General features: G+C 72.2%; 23 protein-coding genes. 14 read left to right on the plus strand and 9 right to left on the minus strand.

Going from position 1 to position 21,667, the window contains the following annotated elements; genetic code table 11:
• Positions 1-108: 108 nt before the first annotated feature.
• From dapE to GKS42_RS06365, 5 genes are read left to right on the plus strand one after another with little or no spacing between them, the layout of a single operon-like run.
• Positions 109-1,266: a succinyl-diaminopimelate desuccinylase gene (gene dapE / locus GKS42_RS06345; protein WP_154793074.1), complete on the plus strand. Its 1,158-nt coding sequence runs from the start codon at positions 109-111 to the stop codon at positions 1,264-1,266.
• Positions 1,263-2,069, plus strand: coding sequence for an LOG family protein (locus GKS42_RS06350; protein ID WP_154793075.1), 807 nt, complete (start codon positions 1,263-1,265; stop codon positions 2,067-2,069). Before dapE ends, GKS42_RS06350 begins: the two co-directional genes overlap by 4 nt.
• 38 nt (positions 2,070-2,107) lie before the next feature.
• Positions 2,108-2,359: a hypothetical protein gene (locus GKS42_RS06355; RefSeq protein ID WP_154793076.1), complete on the plus strand. Its 252-nt coding sequence runs from the start codon at positions 2,108-2,110 to the stop codon at positions 2,357-2,359.
• Positions 2,331-2,498, plus strand: coding sequence for a DUF3117 domain-containing protein (locus GKS42_RS06360; RefSeq protein WP_133106452.1), 168 nt, complete (start codon positions 2,331-2,333; stop codon positions 2,496-2,498). The genes GKS42_RS06355 and GKS42_RS06360 overlap by 29 nt, the downstream gene beginning before the upstream one ends.
• A gap of 8 nt (positions 2,499-2,506) precedes the next feature.
• Positions 2,507-4,045, plus strand: a complete 1,539-nt coding sequence (locus GKS42_RS06365) for a leucyl aminopeptidase family protein (protein ID WP_154793077.1) — start codon at positions 2,507-2,509, stop codon at positions 4,043-4,045.
• Positions 4,046-4,115: 70 nt separating this feature from the next.
• On the opposite strand, the gene GKS42_RS06370 is transcribed toward GKS42_RS06365, so the two are convergent.
• Entirely contained in the window at positions 4,116-4,640 is a 525-nt protein-coding gene (locus GKS42_RS06370; RefSeq protein ID WP_354002700.1) for an O-methyltransferase, read from the minus strand.
• A gap of 282 nt (positions 4,641-4,922) precedes the next feature.
• Here GKS42_RS06370 and GKS42_RS06375 point away from each other — a divergent pair, with 282 nt between their 5' ends.
• From GKS42_RS06375 to GKS42_RS06395, 5 genes are all read left to right on the plus strand, one after another.
• Positions 4,923-5,663 carry a tetratricopeptide repeat protein gene (locus tag GKS42_RS06375; RefSeq protein ID WP_174791052.1) on the plus strand — a complete coding sequence of 247 codons (741 nt, stop codon included), beginning with the start codon at positions 4,923-4,925 and terminating at the stop codon, positions 5,661-5,663.
• Positions 5,664-5,781: 118 nt separating this feature from the next.
• On the plus strand, positions 5,782-6,390 hold the full coding sequence (gene sigE, locus GKS42_RS06380; RefSeq protein WP_154796576.1) for an RNA polymerase sigma factor SigE: 609 nt from the start codon (positions 5,782-5,784) through the stop codon (positions 6,388-6,390).
• Positions 6,387-7,277 carry an anti-sigma factor family protein gene (locus tag GKS42_RS25970; RefSeq protein WP_168217770.1) on the plus strand — a complete coding sequence of 297 codons (891 nt, stop codon included), beginning with the start codon at positions 6,387-6,389 and terminating at the stop codon, positions 7,275-7,277. Before sigE ends, GKS42_RS25970 begins: the two co-directional genes overlap by 4 nt.
• A 93-nt stretch (positions 7,278-7,370) precedes the next feature.
• Entirely contained in the window at positions 7,371-8,816 is a 1,446-nt protein-coding gene (locus tag GKS42_RS06390; protein WP_232847955.1) for a S1C family serine protease, read from the plus strand.
• Between the two features lie 19 nt (positions 8,817-8,835).
• Positions 8,836-9,282, plus strand: coding sequence for a twin-arginine translocase TatA/TatE family subunit (locus GKS42_RS06395; protein ID WP_154793080.1), 447 nt, complete (start codon positions 8,836-8,838; stop codon positions 9,280-9,282).
• A gap of 54 nt (positions 9,283-9,336) precedes the next feature.
• Here the strand turns inward: GKS42_RS06395 and GKS42_RS06400 are convergent, their stop codons facing one another.
• From GKS42_RS06400 to GKS42_RS06410, 3 genes are all read right to left on the minus strand, one after another.
• Positions 9,337-10,521: an Mrp/NBP35 family ATP-binding protein gene (locus GKS42_RS06400; RefSeq protein ID WP_154793081.1), complete on the minus strand. Its 1,185-nt coding sequence runs from the start codon at positions 10,519-10,521 to the stop codon at positions 9,337-9,339.
• Between the two features lie 64 nt (positions 10,522-10,585).
• Complete coding sequence (locus tag GKS42_RS06405; RefSeq protein ID WP_154793082.1) at positions 10,586-11,098, minus strand: DUF1003 domain-containing protein; 513 nt, start codon at positions 11,096-11,098, stop codon at positions 10,586-10,588.
• Positions 11,091-12,371 carry a magnesium transporter MgtE N-terminal domain-containing protein gene (locus GKS42_RS06410; protein ID WP_154793083.1) on the minus strand — a complete coding sequence of 427 codons (1,281 nt, stop codon included), beginning with the start codon at positions 12,369-12,371 and terminating at the stop codon, positions 11,091-11,093. Before GKS42_RS06410 ends, GKS42_RS06405 begins: the two co-directional genes overlap by 8 nt.
• A gap of 75 nt (positions 12,372-12,446) precedes the next feature.
• Here GKS42_RS06410 and GKS42_RS06415 point away from each other — a divergent pair, with 75 nt between their 5' ends.
• Positions 12,447-12,950: a YflT domain-containing protein gene (locus GKS42_RS06415; RefSeq protein WP_154793084.1), complete on the plus strand. Its 504-nt coding sequence runs from the start codon at positions 12,447-12,449 to the stop codon at positions 12,948-12,950.
• 118 nt (positions 12,951-13,068) lie between these two features.
• Here the strand turns inward: GKS42_RS06415 and GKS42_RS06420 are convergent, their stop codons facing one another.
• Positions 13,069-14,514, minus strand: coding sequence for a DUF2079 domain-containing protein (locus tag GKS42_RS06420; RefSeq protein WP_154793085.1), 1,446 nt, complete (start codon positions 14,512-14,514; stop codon positions 13,069-13,071).
• On the minus strand, positions 14,511-16,010 hold the full coding sequence (locus GKS42_RS06425) for an aminopeptidase P family protein (protein WP_154796577.1): 1,500 nt from the start codon (positions 16,008-16,010) through the stop codon (positions 14,511-14,513). Before GKS42_RS06425 ends, GKS42_RS06420 begins: the two co-directional genes overlap by 4 nt.
• A gap of 86 nt (positions 16,011-16,096) precedes the next feature.
• Between GKS42_RS06425 and GKS42_RS06430 the strand changes: the two genes are divergently transcribed.
• Both GKS42_RS06430 and GKS42_RS06435 read left to right on the plus strand, forming a co-directional pair.
• A complete protein-coding gene (locus GKS42_RS06430; RefSeq protein WP_154793086.1) occupies positions 16,097-16,939 on the plus strand; it encodes a PHP domain-containing protein in 843 nt (280 codons plus the stop codon).
• A complete protein-coding gene (locus tag GKS42_RS06435) occupies positions 16,936-17,553 on the plus strand; it encodes a MarC family protein (RefSeq protein WP_154793087.1) in 618 nt (205 codons plus the stop codon). Before GKS42_RS06430 ends, GKS42_RS06435 begins: the two co-directional genes overlap by 4 nt.
• Positions 17,554-17,653: 100 nt before the next feature.
• Here the strand turns inward: GKS42_RS06435 and GKS42_RS06440 are convergent, their stop codons facing one another.
• The 3 genes from GKS42_RS06440 to GKS42_RS06450 form a co-directional block, all read right to left on the minus strand.
• On the minus strand, positions 17,654-19,348 hold the full coding sequence (locus GKS42_RS06440) for a DEAD/DEAH box helicase (RefSeq protein ID WP_232847956.1): 1,695 nt from the start codon (positions 19,346-19,348) through the stop codon (positions 17,654-17,656).
• A 228-nt stretch (positions 19,349-19,576) separates the two neighbouring features.
• On the minus strand, positions 19,577-20,368 hold the full coding sequence (locus tag GKS42_RS06445; RefSeq protein WP_154793088.1) for a thioesterase family protein: 792 nt from the start codon (positions 20,366-20,368) through the stop codon (positions 19,577-19,579).
• Between the two features lie 82 nt (positions 20,369-20,450).
• Positions 20,451-20,693 (minus strand): DUF3107 domain-containing protein, encoded by a 243-nt coding sequence (locus tag GKS42_RS06450; RefSeq protein ID WP_154793089.1) that lies wholly within the window; start codon positions 20,691-20,693, stop codon positions 20,451-20,453.
• A gap of 147 nt (positions 20,694-20,840) precedes the next feature.
• On the opposite strand from GKS42_RS06450, the gene GKS42_RS06455 reads away from it, so the two are divergent.
• The gene (locus GKS42_RS06455) at positions 20,841-21,629 is read left to right on the plus strand and encodes a DUF3152 domain-containing protein (protein ID WP_154793090.1); all 789 of its coding nucleotides are present in this window, start codon (positions 20,841-20,843) and stop codon (positions 21,627-21,629) included.
• The last annotated feature ends 38 nt before the right edge of the window (positions 21,630-21,667 follow it).

The following is a 21,667-nucleotide window of genomic DNA, read 5'->3' on the forward strand; positions in this document are numbered from 1 at the left end:
CGGGCGATCAGGGCGGCACCCGAACCCGGGGTAGGGCTAACCCCATTGCCCCGCCGTGGCGACGCCGGGCGCACGCCGCCCGGCCCACCGGCCGTTAGGCTCGCAAACATGCTCGAATCAGCGCCCGTGCGCCTGCCTGACCCGGCCACCGTCGACGTGGTCGCCCTGACCCGCGCGATCTGTGACATCCCCAGCGTCAGCGGCGACGAACGCGCCCTCGCCGATGCGGTGGAGGCCCTGCTCAGATCGGCTCCGCACCTGGAGGTCCTACGCGACGGCGACACCGTGTTGGCTCGGACCCGGCTCGGCCGGGCGCAACGGGTGGTGATCGCAGGACACCTGGACACCGTGCCGATCCAGGGCAACCTGCCCACCGAGCTGCGCACCGCGCCCGACGGCGGATCGTTGCTCTGGGGGCGCGGCACCGTGGACATGAAGGGCGGGGTCGCCGTCGCGCTGTACCTGGCCATGACGCTGCCCGAACCGGGCAAGGATGTCACCTGGGTCTTCTACGACCACGAGGAGGTCGAGGCGGACCTGAACGGCCTCGGCCGGGTGGTCCGCACCAACCCGGACTGGCTCGCCGCCGACTTCGCGGTGCTCGGGGAACCCACAGCGGGTGGGATCGAGGGTGGCTGCAACGGCACCCTCCGGGCCGAGATCCGCACCCATGGCACGACCGCGCACTCGGCCCGGGCCTGGAAGGGGCACAACGCCATCCATGACGCCGCCGAGGTGCTGCACCGGCTCGCCCGCTACACGCCGGCCGAGGTGGACGTGGACGGGTTGGTGTACCGCGAAGGGCTGAATGCGGTGGCGATCAGCGGCGGCATCGCAGGCAACATGATCCCGGACGAGTGCGCGGTGACCGTGAACTACCGGTTCGCGCCCTCGGCCACCCCGGAGCAGGCGTTCGCGCACGTGCAGGAGGTCTTCGAGTCCTTCGACGTCGCTCTCATCGACGCCGCAGCCGGTGCTCGGCCGGGGCTGAACCACCCAGCAGCCGTCGACTTCCTGGAGGCGGTCACGGCCGTGACCGGCGGGGTGGCCGGGCCGAAGTACGGATGGACGGACGTGGCCCGGTTCACCGAACTCGGGATCCCTGCCGTGAACTTCGGTCCCGGCGATCCGATGCTCGCCCACGCGGACGACGAACAGGTGGCCATCGACGAGATCAGCACCTGCACAACGGCCCTGGCGGCGTGGTTGAGTACACCGGTGACCTCGAGTCACGACGACGCCCCAGACGGAACGGAACGCCGATGAGTACCACGAACCACCGCGGGAACTACCGGAAGGGCCCGGTGCGGCTGCGTGGCAAGCTGATCCCGGAGAAGACCACCGACGAGAGCCTGCTCGAGCCCGCCGAGAGTGTCGACTGGGTGCACATGGACCCGTGGCGGGTGATGCGGATCCAGGCCGAGTTCGTGGAGGGCTTCGGCGCTCTCGCCGAGCTCGGACCCGCGATCAGCGTGTTCGGCTCGGCCCGCTTCAAGCCTGACGACCCGGAGTACACCCTCGCGGGTGAGGTCGCCGGGCACATCGTCGAGGCCGGGTACGCGGTGATCACCGGTGGCGGCCCCGGGGTGATGGAGGGCGCGAACAAGGGCGCCCACGAGGCAGGGGGTACCTCCGTCGGCCTCGGCATCGAACTGCCGTTCGAGCAGGGTATGAACGAGTACGTGGACCTCGGGGTGAACTTCCGTTACTTCTTCGCCCGCAAGACCATGTTCGTGAAGTACGCCGAGGGTTTCATCGTCCTACCGGGCGGCTTCGGCACCCTCGACGAGCTCTTCGAGGCGCTCACCCTCGTGCAGACCACCAAGGTCAAGCGATTCCCGATCGTGCTCATCGGCACGACGTTCTGGGCCGGCCTGTTCGACTGGCTGAAGAACACGCTGGTGGAGCGGGGCACGATCTCCTCGCACGACCTGGATCTGATGCACCTCACCGACGACCCGCGTGAGGCCGTCGAGATCGTGCTGAACGCGAACCGGAGCCGTCGCCGCGAGGAGCTCGCGGCGGCCCAGGCAGCAGCGTCCCGCGCGGGCGCGATGGGCCCCGAGTGAGCACCGCCACGAGTCACTCCTGCGGTCGTGGCTGACGCATGGTCTGGGTGACGTGGGTCACCGGCGTGTTCGCGCTGGTGATCGTCGCGGTGCTCGTCGTCGCGTGGTTCGTCTCCACCGGGCGGATCGAGGGTCCGGCAGAGCCGACGCCACGAACTGGCATAGAATGGGCCGAGCAGAGCACCACTCCGGGGACGTCGGCAGACAACGTTGCCTCGAACCGTGAGGGCGCACCACCCGATGACAGCAGGGAGTTTGCCCATGGCCGCCATGAAGCCCAGGACCGGTGACGGACCGCTCGAGGTCACCAAGGAGGGTCGGGGCATCATCATGCGCGTTCCGCTTGAGGGCGGAGGTCGGCTCGTCGTCGAGCTGAACGCCACCGAGGCGAGCGAGCTCAGCGACGCGCTGAGCGCCGTCGCCGGCTGACGCGCCCGATGGCGCAGGCGAGTCCCGAGCTCGACGTCCGCCCGGGACCGCTGAGCCGGGACCTGCTCGCCGAGTTCGGTCCTTCGGCGGTGCTCGCGCTGCCGATCGCCCCGGCCCGCCCGGACGACGACGGCGAGCTCCAGCCCCGCGCGGGCGTCGCGGACGCCGCGGCCGCCTACGAGGTGGACCTGTACGACCTCGCCGCTCGGTCCGGTTCCACCGGCGCCGCGGGCGAGGCGGTCGCCGTGACGCTGCCGACGCTCACCGGTGCGCCGACACCCTGGCACGCGCTGCCCGGTCGGATCGTGTTCGTCGGTGTGGGAGACGAGTCCGCCGTCGCCATGCGCCGTGCCGGCGCCGCTGCAGCTCGGATCGTCGCGGGCACGCAGTCCCTGGTCACCTCGCTCGCCGCGGACGGCGTCGACGACCAGGTGCGGCCGCTCGTGGAGGGGGTCCTGCTCGCCTCCTACCGGCCGCCCTGGACGGGGACCGGGACCGGGCCGAGCGCACCGGTGAACCGGATCACGCTGGTCGGCGACGCCGATTCGGACGCGGTGGCCCAGGCGCAGATCGCCGCGGGCACCACCCTGCTCACCCGCACCCTTGCCGCCACCCCCTCGAACCTGAAGAACCCGCAGTGGCTCGCCGACCAGGTCCGCACGCTCGCCCGAGGCACCCGATCGGTCAAGGTCACCGTGCGGACCGAGGCCTGGCTGGCCAAGCAGGGCCTGAACGGCATCCTCGCCGTGGGCCGCGGCTCGGCCACCCCGCCCCGCCTGGTCACGGTCGACCACAACCCCGCCGGCGCGACCGGCGACCCGGTGGTCCTCGTCGGCAAGGGCATCAGCTTCGACTCCGGCGGCATCTCCATCAAGCCACGGGACGCGATGATCGCGATGAAGACGGACATGGCCGGTGCCGCGGCCGTGCTCGGTGCGGTGCTCGGCGCCGCCCGGGCCGAGCTGCCGATCCGCGTGATCGGTGTGCTGCCGCTCGCCGAGAACGCGTTCTCCGGGGACTCCTATCGGCCCGGTGACGTGCTGCGCATGGTGGACGGCACCACGGTCGAGATCGGGAACACCGACGCCGAGGGGCGGATGGTGCTCGCGGACGCGATGGCCTGGGCCAGGCGGGAGTACGAGCCGAGGGTGCTCGTGGACATCGCCACCCTGACCGGCGCCGCCAGCCTCGGCCTCGGTAAGCGGCACGGGGCGCTCTACGCCACCCGCGACGACCTGCGCGACGCTCTCGTGGCCGCCGGGGACCGGGCCGGTGAGACGCTCTGGCCGATGCCGCTCGTGGAGGAGTACCGCCACGCCCTCGACTCGGCGATCGCGGACCTGTCCCACATCGGTACCGACCCGCACACGTCGGGCGGGTCGATCACGGCGGCGCTGTTCCTGCAGCATTTCGCCGGGGAGACCCCGTGGGCCCACCTCGACATCGCCGGCCCGGCGCGCTCGGCCAAGGCCGAGCACGAGATCAGCGAGGGGGCCACCGGGTTCGGTGCCCGCCTGCTGTTCCGCTGGCTGCAGACCCTGTCCTGAGGCCCGACGGCGGCCCCTGCGCTGACGCCCGAGGGGGCGCCCCTGTCGACGTTGACGCCAGGCGGCCGGCTCAGCGTTTGACGGCCACCAGGAGGCCGTCACCGCTGGGCAGCAGTGCCGGGATCAGCCGTTCGTCCTCGCGCAGGCGGCGGCCGAGTTCGCGCATCGCCACGGTCGCCTCGTCGCGTCGGGCCGGGTCGGCCACACGGTCGTGCCACAGTGCGTCGGTGACGGCCAGCGAGCCGCCGCTACGCAGCATCCGCACGGCCTGGTCGGCGTAGTCACCGGCCTCGGTCGGCTCGGCGTCGATGAACACCAGGTCGTAGGCGGCGTCCGCCAGCCGCGGCAGCACGTCCAGGGCCCGGCCGGAGATCGGACGGGTGCGGGTCGCGCGGATCCCGGCAGCGGCGAAGGCCTCCTTCGCGGCCCGCTGGTGCTCGACCTCGACGTCGATGGTGGTCAGCACGCCCTCGGGGTCCATCCCGTCCAGCAGCCACAGGCCGGACACGCCCGTCCCGGTACCGATCTCGGCGACCGCGCGGGCATGGGATGCGGCCGCCAGCAGGCGCAGCGCGGCGCCCGTTCCGGTGGACACCGCGGCGATGCCGAACTCCTCGGCGCGGGCGCGGGCCTCGGCTGCGGCCTCGGGTTCGGTGATGAAGTCTTCGGAGTAGGCCCAGCTCTGGGCCTTGTCGGCAGCGATGGTGGGCCTCCCGGTGGATGCGTGTCTAGGGACTGGATCGTATCGTTATCGCAGACGAGCGGGCGGGTCGCCATCCCGCTGGGACTCGGGAGCAGGCTGCCGAGTCCAGGCCGGACGTCGAGGTCACCATCGTGCAGGTGACCGGCTCGGCGCCCGCCAAGGAGGGAGGGGCGCGTGTCCGAGGACCTCGACGCGCTCTGGGACTTCGAGGACCCCATCGGCAGTGCCGAGGCGTTCCGGGCCGCGATCGCGCGAACCGGCGGCGCGGAGCGGGACGTGCTGACCACCCAGCTGGCCCGCGCCCTCGGTCTGGCCGGGCGCTACGACGAGGCGGATCGGCTGCTGGATTCGCTCGACGCCACGACCGACGCCGCCGATGCCGGTTCCGAGGTCGCGGTGCGGGTGGCGCTCGAACGTGGCCGGCTGCGCCGCAGTTCCGGTCGACCCGACCCGGAGCCGCTGCGAAGGGCAGCCGACCTGGCGCACACGGCGGGCCTGGAGGCACTCCGGATCGATGCGTTGCACATGCTGGCGCTCGTCGCCGAGACCCCATCGGCGCAGGTGGTCGCGAACCGGGAGGCGCTCGCATTGGCGCGCACGGCGACCGACCCGCGGGCCCGGCGCTGGGAGGCGAGCCTGCTGAACAACCTGGGCTGCGCGCTCGTCGACGCGGGTGATCCGGGCGCCGCGCTCGAGGTGTTCCGGCAGGCGCAGCAACTCCGCCACGACGCCGGTCAGGCCCGCGAGGAGCAGATCGCGCGCTGGATGGTCGCGTGGGCGTTGCGCCTCCTCGGCCGGCGGACGCAGGCCCTGGCCATGCAGCGCGCGCTCAAGGAGGACCTGATCGCCGCGGGGATCGATGACGCGGACGTCGACGCCGAGATCGCCCTGCTGACGGATCAGGTGCCGCCCTGAGCCGGCCGGAACACGGCGGCGGCCCCGTTCGTTCTCTCAGGGAGTTCCCAGGTAGCGGACGTAGACTCGACGAATCATGGAGGAGCAGCCGGTGGTGGCCCAGACCGACGTCGCGGAGATGATCGGTGAGTCGACGGCGCCGGTCACGGGGGAGCTGACGACCACCGGGGCGACCGAGCCACTCTGGGAGCCGCCCACGTGGGAACGCGTGGTCCGCGAGAACTCCGACCGGGTCTACCGCCTCGCCTTCCGGCTCACCGGGAACCGGGCCGACGCCGAGGACCTCACCCAGGAGGTCTTCGTGCGGGTGTTCCGCTCGCTGCACTCCTACAAGCCCGGCACGTTCGAGGGCTGGCTGCACCGCATCACCACGAACCTGTTCCTGGACGGTCAGCGCCGCAAGAAGCGGATCCGGTTCGACGCGCTCGGCCAGGCCGCCGAGTGGATCCCCGAGACCGGGGAACGCGGATCACCCGAGCGCGGTTACGAACACGAGAACCTCGACCTGGACGTCCAGCGCGCGCTGGACGTCCTCAAGCCGCAGTACCGCGCGGCCGTGGTGCTGTGCGATATCGAGGGCCTGTCCTACGAGGAGGTCGGCGCGACCCTTGGCATCTCGATGGGCACGGTCCGGTCCCGGATCCACCGTGGTCGGGCCCAGCTGCGCAAGGAGCTCGCTCATCGCTCGCCCCTGGCCGTGGCGGCCGCCCACGAGGAGGACCGGTGAGCCATCTCGGACCGCTGATCTCCCCGCTCATCGACGGCCAGCTGCCGGCGGCCAAGGCCGAGCGCGCCATGGCCCATGTGGCTGCCTGCGCGCAGTGCCGCGCCGAGGTCGCCGAGGAACGCGCCTGGCGTTCGGCAGCTCGGTCCGCCGGCGACGCCCGCCCGAGCGAGGACCTGACCGCCCGTCTACTCGCCCTGCAGATCCCCGGCCAGAGTCCCGGCCCGGTCGGGCCAAGTCTCGACACCCCGTCCCTGGCAGCGTCGGCACGGCGGCCCACGGGAACTGCTCATCCGCTCCGGACCAGAGTGCTGACGGGCGCCGTCGCGTCGCTCGGGGTCTTCGCCCTTGCCCTGTTCGTGCTCGGAGAGCAACCGCGCCGGGTCGATGACCTCGCCCCTCTCATGGACGCCGGCGGCGCGCTGTCCGGCGCCACGAACGGCCCCGCGCCGCCCGGCGCCCAGGCGAGCGACGATCGGTCCCGGACCGACTGGATCATCGAGTCCGGCTGGGCCGCCCCGGACGAACTCCCCGCGGGCATGGTCATCCAGGCCGTCGGGCTGTTGCCGCCGGCGCCCGAGACCGGCGAGATCCTCCAGGTCACCATCGGCACGCCCGGGTCCGGCCAGCAGGTCATGGTCCTGGAACAGCACGGGATGCTCGACCCGGCGATGCTCGCACCGCTGGAGCCGACCCGGGTCGGCGAGCACACCGTCTACCTCGTCTCCGGCGAGTGGTGGGTCGTCCAGTGCGAGGACTCCGTCGTCGTCGTCAGTTCCGGTTCCGACCCGGACGCGGCACACGAGTTCATCGAGCACCTGCCGGCGGGCGGCGGCACGGTGGTCGACCGGCTGACCACCACCCTGTCCGACCTGATCCCCACGTTCTGACCGGCGCGTGCTGACCGCTGTGGGCGACGTGCGAGCCTGCACCCACCGGCGACAGGGTCCCGAGTCGCCCGCGGGCACGTCACAATGGATCACATGAGCACACCCGGCGAGGGGACCGGCGCCCCCGGCGAGCCCCGCCCGCGCCCGGCGTCGGACGCCGCCTGGGCACCGACCTCGGCTGCCCTGCCACCCCCGCCCGCGGCGGCGCCCGGCTCGGGCATCCCACACACACCGCCAGCGGCGCCGCAGGCGGCGTGGTCCTCGCCGAACCTGGCCGGCTACGCCGCACCCGGCCACCGCGCGGAGCCGAGCCCGCCGACCCGGGCCGGGCACCCGCCGTCGGGCTTCGGGCAGCAGGGCGCTGGTCCCGGACCGACCGGCCCCCACCAGGCCGGCCCGCCGCCCGGCACGGATACCGCCGCGCGGCCGCGGCCCCGTCGTCGCGGCGTTCCTGCGGGCGTGGTCGCGCTCCTGATGGCTCTGTGCCTGCTGCTGGGGGTCCTCGGTGGGATCGTCGGAGGGCGGGTGCTGTTCCCGGACCGTGCGGCGGGGTCGGGGATGCCGACGTCGGACGTGACCACGGGCTCCGGCGGATCGGCGGGTGGCGACATGAACCCGGACTCGGTGGCCGGCATCGCCGCTCGGGTCCTGCCCAGCACCGTCTACATCGAGGTGCGCACCGGCGCGGGCGGCAGCACCGGCAGCGGGTTCGTGCTCCGCGAGGACGGCTACGTGGTCACCAACGCGCACGTGATCGCGGCCGCGAACAACGGCGCCGGCCAGGTCATCGTCATCTTCCCGGACGGATCGCAGGAGGAGGCCGAGATCATCGGGTCCACGTCCGACTACGACCTCGCCGTGCTGCGAGTGGACCGCGACGACCTGACCCCGCTCGTGCTCGGGGACTCCGACGCCGTCGTCGTCGGTGAGCCCGTGGTCGCGATCGGCGCCCCGCTCGGCCTGGAGGGCACGGTCACGGCGGGCATCGTGAGCGCACTGGACCGCCCGGTCAGTGTGGCCGGGGGCAGCGAACGCAGTTTCATCAACGCGATCCAGACCGACGCCGCGATCAACCCGGGCAACTCCGGCGGGCCGCTCGTGAACACCGCCGGTGAGGTGATCGGGGTGAACACGGCGATCGCGACCGATGAGCAGGCCGGTGCGATCGGCCTCGGCTTCGCGATCCCGAGCGTGCAGGTGCGCCGCACCGCCGAACAGATCATCGAGACCGGGCGGGCCACCTACCCGATCATCGGGGCCACACTGACCGGTGACTACACCGGCGAGGGCGTGCAGATCGTGCCCACCGACGAGGCCGACGGCGTGGACCCGGTCACCCCCGGCGGTCCCGCCGAGGAGGCCGGTCTGCAGCCCGGCGACGTGATTGTCGCCATCGACGGCGAGCCGGTGACGACCGCCGACGAGCTCATCGTGAAGATCCGGTCCCACGCTCCGGGGGACGTCATCACATTGACACTCCTGGAGGACGGCGGGGAGCGGGAGATCGAGGTAACCCTCGGCGAACGGGAGAGTGAGTAGTGACGGGTAGCATGGGCTCGTGAACACGGAGGAGATCCTCATCCTCATCGTCATCGCCGCGGTGATCATCGGCCCCGAGCGACTGCCGAGTTATGCCGAACAGCTGGGCCGCCTCGTGCGCCAGTTGAAGCAGATGGCTACCGGTGCGACCCAGATGGTCAAGGAAGAACTCGGTCCGGAGATGAGCGACATCGACCTGACCAAGCTCGACCCGCGCAAGTACGACCCCCGCCGGATCGTGCGGGATGCCCTGCTCGACGACACCCCGTTCTCGAGCAAGCCGGCCAAGCCGAAGCCGGCCCGGACCACCACGGCCGCGGGCACGGTGGCGGCCGCGACGGGCACGGCGGCAGCAGTGGCGACCGCCTCGGTGGCGGCGACGGCCTCGGGTTCGGACGGGGTCACCGAAGACGCCCTGGTCGGCGCGGCCATGCTGGTGACGCCGTTCGACGACGAGGCCACCTGACCTTCGCCGGCCTGTCCCGCTGAGCGAGGTCCGGTCCCGCGGCGGATCGAGCGGTCAGCCGACCGGCGAGATGGCCAGCTTGCGACCGGCCAGGCTCCGGGAGCGGCGGGAGAGGGTGCGCGCGATGTCGCGCAGCACGTCCGCCGCGGGCGAGTCGGTGGCGGTGCGCACCGAGGGCTGACCGCTGTCCCCGCCCTCGCGCAGAGACACCTCGAGCGGGATCTGGCCGAGCAACGGCACGTCGGTCTCGAGCGTCTTGGCGAGCTCCTCGGCGACGCGCTGCCCTCCGCCGGCCCCGAAGATCTCCAGGCGGGAGCCGTCGCTCTGCTCCAACCAGGACATGTTCTCGATCACGCCGACCACCTTCTGCGAGGTGGCCTGCGCCATCGAGCCCGCCCGCTCGGCGACCTCGGCGGCTGCGAGCTGCGGGGTGGTGACCACGAGCAGCTCCGCGTTCGGCAGCAGCTGGGCCACCGAGATCGCGATGTCGCCGGTCCCCGGCGGCAGGTCCAGCAGCAGCACGTCCAGGTCGCCCCAGAACACGTCCGCGAGGAACTGCTGCAGGGCTCGGTGGAGCATCGGGCCACGCCACACCACGGGTCGCCCGGGCTGGGTGAACATGCCGATCGAGATGACCTTCACGTCCCCGGCGACCGGGGGCAGGATCATGTCGTCGACCTTCGTGGGTGGGTGCTCGACGCCGAGCATCCGGGGGATCGAGAAGCCGTACACGTCCGCGTCCAGGACGCCCACCTTGAGGCCGTCGGCGGCCATCGCCGCGGCCAGGTTCGCCGTCACGGTGGACTTGCCGACGCCGCCCTTGCCGGAGGCGACGGCGTACACGCGGGTGAGGTTGTCCGGCTGCGAGAACGGGATGACCGGCTCCGCGACGCCGCCCCGCAGCTTCATGCGCAGCGCGGTGCGTTCGTCGTCGGTCATCACGGTCATGTCAACGACCACGCGGGCCACGCCCTCGATCCGCTCGACGGCGGCGGTGACGTCGGAGATGATCGTTTCCCGCAGCGGGCAGCCGGAGGTGGTCAGGGCGATCCCGACGGTCACCACGGCGCCGTCGCCGCCAGCGTCGATCGCGACGCCGCGGACCATGTCCAGGTCCGTGATGGGCCGGCGGATCTCGGGGTCGAGGACCGTCTTCAGTGCCTCGTGGACACGTTCCTCGGTGGGTGCCGCGGCGGTGGGGGAGCTGGCGGACGGGGCCGGGGAGGGTGACGCTGACATGCTTCGAGTCTAAGCCCGCCCCACGCGTTCCCGGCCCGGCCCACAGGCAGGTGTGAGCGGGCTCTCAGCCCTTCTCCTCGGCGGCCTCGTCGGACCGCTCGGCCTGGAGGTCCTCGAGCAGCGAGCGCAGCTCGCCGCGCACGAAGTCCCGGGTCGCCACGTCGTTCAGGGCCATCCGCAGTGCGGCCATCTCCCGGGCCAGGTACTCGGTGTCGGCGAGGTTGCGCTCGGCGCGGCGCCGGTCCTGCTCGGCCGAGACCCGGTCCCGGTCAGTCTGGCGGTCCTGGGCGAGCAGGATCAGCGGGGCCGAGTAGGAGGCCTGCAGCGACAGCATCAGCGTGAGCAGCGTGAAGTTCAGGGCCCGGGGGTCGAACTGCAGGTGCTCCGGGGCCAGGGTGTTCCAGGCCAGCCACGCGAAGCAGAAGACCGTCATGTACAGCAGGAACCGGGGGGTCCCCATGAACATGGCGATCGCCTCGGCCACCTTGCCGAAGGTGTCCTTGTCCCGTTCACGACGGCGGGGCAGCCAGCGGCGCCGGGCGGACAGGGGGGTGTCCAGGCTGTCGTCGTCAGCCATGCGCGTCCCCCATCGCCTGGTCGGTCACGTCGTCGTCGGCGTCGCGCCAGTCCTCGGGGAGCAGGTGGTCGAGCACGTCGTCGACGCTGACCGCCCCGAGCAGCCGCCGCTCCTCGTCCACCACGGGCAACGCCGTCAGGTTGTACGTCGCGAGCAGCCGGGTCAGCGCCCCGATGCCGGCATCGGGCGTCACCGGCTCGATGTCCTTGTCCAGGAACGTCCCGATCGCCTCGTGCGGCGGCTCGCGCAACATCCGCTGCAGGTGCGCCACGCCGAGCAGCCGCCCGGTCGGGGTCTCCAGCGGCGGTCGGACCACGAACACCATCGCGGCCAGCGACGGGGTGATGTCCTCGCGGCGGGCGTGCGCGAGGGCCGTTGCCACCGTGGCCTCCGGCGGCAGGATGATCGGCTCGGTGGTCATCAGACCACCCGCGCTGTGGTCGGCGTAGACGAGCAGGCGGCGCACGTCCTCGGCCTCCTCCGGCTCCATCAGCTCCAGCAGCTCGGAGGCCTGGTGGGTCGGCAGCTCGGAGATCAGGTCGGCGGCGTCGTCCGGTTGCATCGCATCGAGGACGTCCGCGGCCCGGTCCGCAGTGAGGGCGGACACGATGGACACCCGGTCGTCGTCGCCGAGCTCCTCCAGGACGTCGGCCAGGCGTTCGTCCGGGAGCGCCGCGGCAACCTCCAGGCGACGCCGGTCCGGCAGGTCGTGGAGCACGTCCGCGAGGTCCGCGGGCTTGAGGTCCTCCATGGTGGCCAGCAGCGCCGTGGCGCCCTGCTGCTCCTCCGTCGGGGCGAGCCCCTGCACGTCTCCGACGTCGATCACCATGGACTCGCCGCGTCGGAACAGGCCCCCCTTCGACGGGGTCCGACGGCGGACGAACAGTTTCGTGACGAGCCAGTCCCGGTTGCGCTGCTGCTCGATGGCCGCGTCCTCGATGGCGACCTCACCGGAGCCGTCGAGCATCGCGACGTGCCGGTCGAAGAGCTGGCTGACCACCAGGGTCTCGGCCGCCCGCTGCTCGAACCGCCGGATGTTCACCAGCCCCGTCGTGATCACGGCGCCCGGGTCGATCGAGGTGACGCGCGAGAGCGGCAGGAACACCCGCCGTCGACCCGGGACCTCCACCACCAGGCCGACCGCACGGGGCGGCAGCTTGACGCGGAGCAGGACGACGACGTCGTGCACCCGCCCGACCCGGTCCCCGAGCGGGTCGAAGACCCCGGTGCCGGCCAGGCGGGCCACGAAGACCCGGCTCGTCGCAGTACTCACGGCGGTCAGCCTATGCCAGCGACCCGGGTGCGGCCCGAGGTGACAGCCGCCACGCCAGCAGGGGACAATGGCGCCATGCCAACCATGGGAACGCCGACCGACCCGCGCGGGGGAGCCCAGCCGCGCGGCGACGAGATCGCCAGCTACGACACCTATCTCGAGGCGCAGCGGGCCGTCGACTTCCTCGCGGACTCCGAGTTCGAGGTCAAGGCCGTGACCATCGTCGGCACCGACCTGAAGATGGTCGAGCGGATCACCGGCCGGCGCACCTACCCCTCGGCGGCGCTGCAGGGCGCCGCCTCCGGTGCCTACTTCGGTCTGTTCGTGGGCCTGCTGCTCTCCCTGTTCGGCACCGGGTCGCTGCTGAACACGATCCTGCCGGCGCTGCTGATCGGCGCGGGCTTCGGGATGCTGTTCGCCGTGGTCTCCTACGCGTTCACCGGCGGGCGCCGCGACTTCACGTCCTCCTCGCAGGTGGTGGCCAGCAAGTTCGCCATCCTCTGCCTCACCGAGAGCGCCAGCAAGGCGCGCGAGCTGCTCGCGGAACTGCCCCCGCAACAGGACCCGCTCGCCCGTTGATCCGGCGCGCGCGCCGCCCAGTTAGTCTCCTAGTCGTCGAGTAAGTCGTGAACAACCGGCTACCTCGACGGTTACCCGACTAACTCGGCGTCGGCACCCACGCCCGGGGGCCGCCCAGTCAGCCGGCAGCCGCGACGCGCTCGGCGACCAGGAAGCCGTCCTGCGCGAAAACCTCGACGAACGTCTCCTCGGGGAACTTCGACGTCGCGTAGTCGACCACGTCGGACGGTGGGGACCCGCCGTAGATCCCGGAGGACTGGTTGACGACCACGTAGTCGGGGACCGGGTTGCCCTCGTTGCCCACCCAGTAGACCTCGGTGCGCGGCGCCAGGTAGGCCATCATCGTGATGTCTGTGTCGACCACCGCGCCGTCCGGGATCAGCTCGAGCACCTGCCTGGCCGCCGCGTCCTGGTGGGAGGGCGCATAGGTCTGTGGGTCGGTCAGTCGCCACAGCGGGAACCACACGGTGACCACGAGCGCCAGGACGAGGGCGCCGATGCCGACCGGCGCAGCGAACCGCCGGGCACCACGCACCGAGACGAACGTGTCCACCACCGCGAGGAACACGACCGGCATGAGCACGGCCGAGTAGTGCCAATCGGTGCTCCAGTGGAACGGCACGTCCGACGTCAGCCGCCACGCGAACGTGGGCAGGGTGATCAGCGCCAGCGGCGAGCGCAGTGCGAGGAACCCGGTGACCCCGAACACGAGCAGCACCAGGGCGGCCTTGTTGCCCACCCCGGTGAACAGCCCGTTCAGGGCTGCCCCGGGGTCGGTGAGCAGCAGCGAGACGATCGAGTCGTCCGCGTAGTCCCACACGCCGTCGGGGTTGAGGGCGGGCAGGATCACCTTGGTGGTGATCACGAACGCGGCGACGCCACCCGCGGCGAGGGCGGCGCCAAGGCGGCGTGCGCCGCGGATCACGATGACGACGCCGATCGCGGCCACGGTGAGCCCGAGATCCTCCTTGACCAACAGCAGCGGCAGCGCCCACAGCGCCGCGGCACGGTGGTCCCGGCGCACCAGTGCGGCCAGCGACAGCGCCAGCAGCGGCAGTGCCAGAGCAACCTCGTGGAACTGCGAGGCCACGGCGGACTGCAGCCCCCAGGACAGCCCATAGGCGAGCCCGAGGCACGCACCGGGCAGCCGGCCGAGGTGCCGGACCGCGCACCCGGTGACGACCGCCGTCGAGAGCCCGATCAGGACCGCCTGCAGGACCAGCAGCGTCAATCCGGAGGGAAACGCCGCGTACATCGGGGCCAGGATCACGAGCAGCGGGTGGAAGTGGTCGCCGAGGATCATGAAGCCCTCGCCCTTGATCGGCACCACCGGTGCCTGCAGGTGCGAGTACGCACGCAGGATCTGGGTGAAGATGCCGAGGTCCCACGACGGCACCTGGAACCGTGCCCACTGCCGCCACGAGAACAGGACGTAGAGCGCAGTCGTGAAGAGCCCGACGGCGGTGGCCGCCACGAGCATGTGCGCGCGCTCGGGTGGTCGGTACCCGGCGGCGCCCGTGCGGTGGCTCGGCCGCTGCGCGGCCCCGGTGACGGCGGAGCTCACCGGGCCAGGGACGCCATCCAGGCCTCGACGTCCTCCGGACGCCGGGGCAGGGCGGCGGAGAGGTTCTCCACGCCGTCGGCGGTGACCAGCACGTCGTCCTCGATCCGCACTCCGATGCCGCGGTAGGCCTCGGGGACGGCGAGGTCATCGGCCTTGAAGTACAGGCCGGGCTCGATCGTGAACACCATGCCCGGCGCGAGCTCGGCGTCGAGGTACATCTCCCGACGAGCCTGCGCACAGTCGTGCACGTCCAGGCCGAGGTGGTGGCTGGTGCCGTGCGGCATCCACCGGCGGTGCTGCTGCCCCTGCGGGGTGACCGCCACGGACGCCTCGACCGGCAGCAGGCCCCACTGCTCGAGGCGCTCGGCGAGCACCTCGAGGGCAGCGGTGTGCAGGTCCCGGAACTTCAGGCCCGGGCGGGCGACGGCGAACGCGGCGTCGGCCGCGTCCAGGACCGCGGTGTAGATGGTGCGCTGGAGGTCGGTGAAGGTGCCGTCCACGGGCAGCGTGCGGGTGATGTCCGCGGTGTACAGCGAGTCCACCTCCACCCCGGCGTCGACGAGCACCAGTTCGCCGGCGCGCACGACGCCGTCGTTGCGGATCCAGTGCAGCGTGGTGGCGTGGTCCCCGGCGGCGGCGATCGTGTCGTACCCGATGCCGTTGCCCTCCTCGCGGGCCTTCGCCCCGAACACGCCCTCGATGACGCGCTCGCCGCGCGGGTGCGCCACCGCGGCGGGCAGCGACCGGACGATGTCCGCGAAGCCCTCGGCCGACGCGGCCACGGCCGCCCGCAACTGCTCGACCTCCCAGGAGTCCTTGATCAGCCGCAACTCGGACAGCGCCTCGGCCAGGGCGGCGTCGGCCTCCTCGGCGGAGGTGCCCCGGATCTTCTCGACGAGCGCCTCGACCTCGGCGTCCGAGCCCGGCACGACCCGCAGCAGGACCTGGCCGGCGTCCTTGGCGAGGGCATCGGGGAGCTCGTCGATGTGGGCGCAACGCAGCCCGGTTCGTGTCTCGAGCTCGGCCAGGGTGGGCCGGGCGCCGACCCAGAACTCGCCGTAGCGGGCGTCCGCGTAGAACTCCTCGGTGTCCCGCGCGGCCAGCGGCCGGAAGTACAGCACGGCCTCGTGCCCGGACTCCTCGGGATGCAGCACCAGGACCGCGTCGGGCTCCTCGTCGGTGCCGAGGCCGGTCAGGTGCGCGAACGCCGAGTGCGGGCGGAACCGGTAGTCGGTGTCGTTCGAGCGGACCTTCAGGGGGCCGGCCGGAACCACGAGCCGTTCGCCGGCGAACGCAGCCGAGATCGCGTCCCGGCGGCGGGCGGCGTGATCGGCCACCGGCTCCCGGGTCACGTCAGGCTCGGTGCGCGGGGCCCAGTCGGCGCCCACGAACTCGCGGAACGCCTGGGACTGGGGCCGCTGGGAACGGTTCGAACCCCGCTCGGCGAGCTCCTGCTCGCTCGTCTCGGGGATGGACTCGGAGGTCGGCTCGGACATCATGTGCTCATCGTCTCACTGTCGCCGCCCGGCGCGCGTCTCACGTGCTGGGATCCGGGCCCTCGTCTGCCCTAGTCTGGGGCCTCATGCGCATCGACCTGCACACGCACTCCCGTGTGTCCGACGGCACCGACGCGCCGGCCCTGCTGATGCGCGACGCCGCGGTGGCCGGCCTGGACGTGGTGGCCCTCACCGATCACGACACGACCGCCGGCTGGGCGGAGGCCGCGGCGGAGGTCCCCGCGACCGGCGTCGCGCTGGTGCGCGGCACGGAGATCTCCGCGCGCGCCGGCCGGATGAGCGTGCACCTGCTCAGCTACCTGCACGACCCCGAGGACGAGGTGCTCGCGGGGGAGCTGCAGGCCTCCCGTGGCTCCCGTGACAGTCGCGCCCGGGACATGGTCACCCTCCTCGCCGGCGACTTCGACCTCACCTGGGCGGACGTGCAGGCGCAGGCGCAGCACGGCACCACGATCGGGCGCCCGCACATCGCCGACGCCCTGGTGGCCAAGGGATACCTGGCCGACCGGTCCGCGGCGTTCGATCAGGTCCTGTCACCGGCCGGGCCGTACTACGTCCGGTATCACGCGCCCGACGCCGTCGCCGCGGTCGCGCTGGTCCGCGCCGCCGGTGGGGTGCCCGTCTTCGCGCACCCGCGGGCCGTGCTGCGTGGCCGCGTGGTCGGCGACGACGTGATCCGGGAGCTGGCCGAGGCCGGGCTGGCCGGGCTCGAGGTGCACCACCGCGACCACGCGCCGGCGGCCGTCGCCGAACTGCTGGCGCTCGCGGACGAGCTCGGCCTGTTCGTGACCGGCTCGAGCGACTACCACGGTGCGGGCAAGCCGAACCGGCTGGGCGAGAACACGACCACGGCCGACGTCCTGGCCCGCATCGAGGAGCAGGGCAGGCTCGCGGTGATCAGGCCGTGAACGCCGTCCTCGACGGCACGCTGTTCCTGACCACGTTCCTCACCCTGTTCGTGATCATGGACCCGCCCGGCACGGTGCCGGTGTTCCTCGCCCTCACGTCCACGATGACCGCGAAGCAGCGGGCCCGCGCGGCGCGCCAGGCGGTGCTCGTGGCGTTCGGCGTGATCCTGGCGTTCGTGCTGTTCGGTCAGGGCATCCTGAACTTCCTGCACATCTCGGTGCCCGCACTGCAGGCCTCGGGCGGGTTGTTGCTGCTCCTGGTCGCGATGGACCTGCTCACCGGCAAGACCGAGGAGCCGCAACCCTCCGGCAAGGTCAACGTGGCCCTGGTCCCGCTGGGCACGCCCCTGCTCGCGGGACCGGGTGCGATCGTGGCGTCGATGCTGGCCGTGCAGGGCTCCGACGGCAGTGTGCAGGACTGGGTCGCGATCCTGCTCGCGATCCTGGCGGTGCACCTGAGCCTGTTCCTGGCGATGCGGTTCGCGGGGCTCATCCACCGCGTCCTGGGTGACGGCGGCACCATCCTGGTCACCCGGATCGCCGGTCTGCTCCTCGCGGCGATCGCCGTGCAGCTCATCGCGGACGCCATCAAGGCGTTCATCGAGGCCGCCTGAGACTCCCGACCGGGTCTCGCCGCGGGCCGGAGAAGCAGAACGGGGCGTGACGGGCGATCGCCCGTCACGCCCCGTCCGCTTCACACAGGGGTCGCCTGGTTCACTCCGCGGTGGGCGCGGCCGTGGTGGTGCTGGACTCACCGCTGCCGGTACGACGGCGGCGACGGCGCTTGCGGGCCGGCGCGGAAGGGTCCGAGGAGCCAGACCCGGTCGAAGGCGACGCTGCGCCGGAACCGGTGGATCCGCCGTCGCCCTGACGGGCCGGACCGTCCTCACGACGGCGACGGCGCTGGCGAGGTGCCCGATCGCCGTCGTGCTTCGCGCCGGGACCACGGCCCGAACGATCCGAGCGGTCGCCGGCGCCGGTCCGCTTGCCGGTCTCGCCAAGGTCCTCGACGGCCTCGGCCGACAGACCCGCGCGGGTCTGCTCGGACCGGGGCAGCCGGCCCTTGACGCCCTGGGGGATGTTCAGGTCGCTGTACAGGTGCGGCGACGAGGAGTACGTCTCCGGCGGCTCGCCGATGCCGAGCTCAAGAGCCCGGTCGATGAGACCCCAGCGCGGGACGTCGTCCCAGTCGACGAAGGTGACCGCGGTGCCCGTGTTCCCGGCGCGGCCGGTGCGCCCGGTGCGGTGCAGGTAGGTCTTCTCGTCCTCGGGACACTGGTAGTTGACGACGTGCGTGACGTCGTCGATGTCGATCCCGCGGGCCGCCACGTCGGTGGCCACGAGCACGTCCACCTTGCCGTTGCGGAACGCGCGCAGCGCCTGCTCGCGGGCGCCCTGACCGAGGTCGCCGTGGATCGCGGCGGCGGCGAAGTTGCGGTCGTTGAGCTCGTCGGCGACCTTCGCGGCGGTGCGCTTCGTGCGGGTGAAGACGATCGTCAGGCCGCGGTCCTTGGCCTGCAGGATCCGGGCCAGGACCTCCACCTTGTCCATGGCGTGGGCCCGGTAGACGACCTGCTTGATGGCCTTCAGGGTGGCGCCGTCGTCGTCGGGGTCGTGCGCGCGGATGTGCGTGGGGCGGCTCATGTAGCGGCGGGCCATCGCGACGACCGGGCCCGGCATGGTCGCCGAGAACAGCATCGTGTGCCGGGTGGCCGGGGTGCCGGACAGCAGCGTCTCCACATCCGGGAGGAAGCCGAGGTCGAGCATCTCGTCGGCCTCGTCGAGCACCACGGTGCGCACGTGACCCAGGTCGAGGTAGCCCTGCTTGAGCAGGTCGATCATCCGGCCCGGGGTGCCGACGACGACCTCGACACCCTTCTTGAGGGCGTCGATCTGGGGCTCGTAGGCACGGCCGCCGTAGACCTGGAGCACGCGCACCGAGCGCCTCCGGGAGGCCGTGGCGAGGTCGCCGGCGACCTGGACCGCGAGCTCGCGGGTCGGCACGATCACGAGTGCCTGCGGCTTGCCCTGCTGGCGCACGGCGTCCCAGCCGTCCTCGCCGGGACCAGCCACTCCCTGCAGCAGCGGGATACCGAAGCCGAGGGTCTTGCCGGTGCCGGTCTTCGCCTGGCCGATGATGTCGCGGCCCTGCAGGGCGACCGGGAGCGTCAAGGCCTGGATCGGGAACGGGTGGGTGATGCCGACGTCGGCCAGGGCGTCCGCGATCGCGGCGCTGACGCCGAAGTCGGCGAAGGTCTTGGCGACCTCGGCGTGCGGGTCGGCGACGGGGGCGTCGACCGTCTCGGCGACGACGTCGTCGAGCGCCTCGATCGCCTCGGTCGCAGGTTCGGTGGTGGCGTCGGTGCTCGGCTCGAGCACGTCGGACGCGGTGGTCTCTTGATCGTTCAACGCAAGTGCCTTCGGCTGGCGGCGTCGCTCGCTCGGATCCGCCCCACGCGGCGAGGGGGAGAGGAAGGACACCTGGTCGTGGCAGCCGATCGCGAAGGATTCGTTGTCGGCCTGCGCCGACGTGTACCGCGTGATCTACCAGTGGTTCAGTGGCGACCGGGCAACCGTGTACCCACCAAGTCTAGCGGCAGCAGGCGTGCAGGTGCGCCGCGGGCCCGCAACGGCCGTTCAGAGCGGCCGCACCGTCAGGATCTGTTCCGCCCGCCCGACCGGTCCGGCGACGTCATGCAGCGTGGTGCTGGTCAGCCCAAGGCCGCTCGGACCGAAGGTGACGGATGTGTCGAGCCCCACCCAGCCGCCGGCCGGCTGCCGGTGCAGATGGATGGTGAGGTCGAGGTTCGGGTACATCCACGCCGTCGGTGGCTGGCGGACGGCGATACCGTTCGCCGTGTCCACCAGGGCGATGAACGCGGCCTGCGGGCTCACGCTCGTACCCGCCACGAGGTCCGTGCCGGTGCGCAGCCACGCGGTGGTGCGGCCGGGCCGTGCGGGCGAGACGGCCCGCACGTCAAGGGATCTGACGTAGCCCCCATCCCAGGTCTCGGTCATCGGATGACCGGGTGCCTGCTCCGGTGCGGGCAGTGGTTCCGGTGCACCGCCCGCCACCGACGTGGTGTCCGTGGTGGCGACGAACCAGGCGCGGGCGAGGACCGCCGCGCGGCCCGCGATGCTCGCCGTGGCCTGGATCAGCTCGATGGTGCGGCCGGGCCGGATCGTCTCGACCTGGATCTCGCACTCGTCCTGGCCGAGCTGGCCGAGGATGTCGAAACTGAGGCGGCCGAGCTGCTTGCCGTCGCGCGGCTGGTCGGGCTCGGCCCGGTGCAGGTCGATCGCGTGGGTGATCAGGCCGCCGAGCGGGCTGAAATGGATCTCGTCGTCCCGCCAGGCGCCGCCGGCCTGCTCGGTGGGGCGGTAGCGGCCGGGGCCGACCGGCTCGAAGTACGCGGGTCGCTGCGTCATGGACACCATCCTCGGCGTGTGGGCTCGGTGAGTGACGGCAGCAGCGCCGGCGGCCGGGCGGCCCACCGCCGGTGGGGACGGCTCAGAGCGTGCCGAAGCCGACCCGGCGCGGCTCGTCGGCGCCGATCTCCACGTAACCGAGCGCCGCGACGGGGACGACGACGCGCCGGCCCTTGGTGTCCGTGAGGTCAAGCACGGCGCCGTCGGCGCCGTCGGCCGACTTGGCGAGCGCCTCGTTGATCGACGCGACCACGGCGTCGCCGTCCTCGCTGATCTCGAGGTTCAGCTCGCGGGCGACGTTCTTGATGCCGATGGTGATCTCCATGGTGCTCTCCTCGAGTTCTGGCGGGCCGCCCGCCGCGTCGGCGGGCTCCGGGCCCGGGGTTCCGGTGCAACTGAGTTCGCGGCGTATGTGTTCCGGCGAGCGGCTGCGGGTTCGAGTCTATGTCCCGGTCGATGACACGATGGACCCATGCGTGCCCGGCTCCTGATCGTCGCTGCCCTCCTGGTGGGGGCGGTCGCCGGGTGGCTCATCGCGCCCGCGGTGCTGTCGGGCGCCTGGCCCCCCGGTACGCCGGCGGTGCGGATGGCGCAGACCATCCAGACCGATCAGCCGGAGGCCACCCTGCCGTTGGCCACCCTTGGCCCGCCGCCGCCCACCCCGGAACCGGTCCTGAGTCCCGAGCAGACCGCCGATCTGGCCGCCGGGGTGCTCGGGCGCGAGGTTCCCCCCGTGGCCGGCGCGGACCTGGTGGTGGTGCCCGGGTCGGTGCCGGCGCCGGTTCCGACGGCTCCGGAGGTGGTGCAGGTCCGGGTGGAGGTGGAGCAGGGACTGCCCGTCGACGCCGCGGTGTTCGCGGGGTTCGTGATGGAGGTCCTCAACGACCCGCGCGGCTGGGGTGCGGGCGGTGCCATGAGCTTCGCCCGTACCGACGGTTCGGCGGAGATGCGCGTGGTCCTCGCCTCACCCACCGTCGTCGATCAGATGTGTGCCCCGCTGCGCACGGTCTCGTTGTACTCGTGTGGTCGCAACGGGCATGCGGCACTGAACGCGGAGCGCTGGGCGATCGGCGGCGAACCGTTCCTGGCCGGCGGCGGTGACATCACGGCCTATCGCCAGTACCTCGTGACCCATGAGGTGGGGCACCTGCTGGGACATCCGCACGAGCAGTGCCCCGCCGCCGGCTCGCTCGCACCGGTGATGGTGCAACAGAGCATGTCCCTGGAGGGCTGCCTGCCGAACGCGTGGCCGAACCCATGACCGGGCCGCCGGTGTCGCAGCCGCGTGATGTGATGCCC

It is taken from the genome of Occultella kanbiaonis (assembly GCF_009708215.1).
GTDB classification, from domain to species: domain Bacteria; phylum Actinomycetota; class Actinomycetes; order Actinomycetales; family Beutenbergiaceae; genus Occultella; species Occultella kanbiaonis.

Excerpts from the sequence above, each read along its gene's own strand:
- GKS42_RS06415 (WP_154793084.1), top strand. The coding sequence starts at position 12,447 with ATGCCAACCATGGGAACGCCGACCGACCCGCGCGGGGGAGCCCAGCCG.
- sigE (WP_154796576.1), top strand. The coding sequence starts at position 5,782 with ATGATCGGTGAGTCGACGGCGCCGGTCACGGGGGAGCTGACGACCACC.
- GKS42_RS06360 (WP_133106452.1), top strand. The coding sequence starts at position 2,331 with ATGGCCGCCATGAAGCCCAGGACCGGTGACGGACCGCTCGAGGTCACC.
- GKS42_RS06355 (WP_154793076.1), top strand. The coding sequence starts at position 2,108 with ATGGTCTGGGTGACGTGGGTCACCGGCGTGTTCGCGCTGGTGATCGTC.
- GKS42_RS06350 (WP_154793075.1), top strand. The coding sequence starts at position 1,263 with ATGAGTACCACGAACCACCGCGGGAACTACCGGAAGGGCCCGGTGCGG.
- GKS42_RS06425 (WP_154796577.1), bottom strand. The coding sequence starts at position 16,010 with ATGTCCGAGCCGACCTCCGAGTCCATCCCCGAGACGAGCGAGCAGGAG.
- GKS42_RS06400 (WP_154793081.1), bottom strand. The coding sequence starts at position 10,521 with ATGTCAGCGTCACCCTCCCCGGCCCCGTCCGCCAGCTCCCCCACCGCC.
- GKS42_RS06455 (WP_154793090.1), top strand. The coding sequence starts at position 20,841 with ATGCGTGCCCGGCTCCTGATCGTCGCTGCCCTCCTGGTGGGGGCGGTC.
- GKS42_RS06445 (WP_154793088.1), bottom strand. The coding sequence starts at position 20,368 with ATGACGCAGCGACCCGCGTACTTCGAGCCGGTCGGCCCCGGCCGCTAC.
- GKS42_RS06405 (WP_154793082.1), bottom strand. The coding sequence starts at position 11,098 with ATGGCTGACGACGACAGCCTGGACACCCCCCTGTCCGCCCGGCGCCGC.
- GKS42_RS06450 (WP_154793089.1), bottom strand. The coding sequence starts at position 20,693 with ATGGAGATCACCATCGGCATCAAGAACGTCGCCCGCGAGCTGAACCTC.
- GKS42_RS06430 (WP_154793086.1), top strand. The coding sequence starts at position 16,097 with ATGCGCATCGACCTGCACACGCACTCCCGTGTGTCCGACGGCACCGAC.
- GKS42_RS06365 (WP_154793077.1), top strand. The coding sequence starts at position 2,507 with ATGGCGCAGGCGAGTCCCGAGCTCGACGTCCGCCCGGGACCGCTGAGC.
- GKS42_RS06390 (WP_232847955.1), top strand. The coding sequence starts at position 7,371 with ATGAGCACACCCGGCGAGGGGACCGGCGCCCCCGGCGAGCCCCGCCCG.
- dapE (WP_154793074.1), top strand. The coding sequence starts at position 109 with ATGCTCGAATCAGCGCCCGTGCGCCTGCCTGACCCGGCCACCGTCGAC.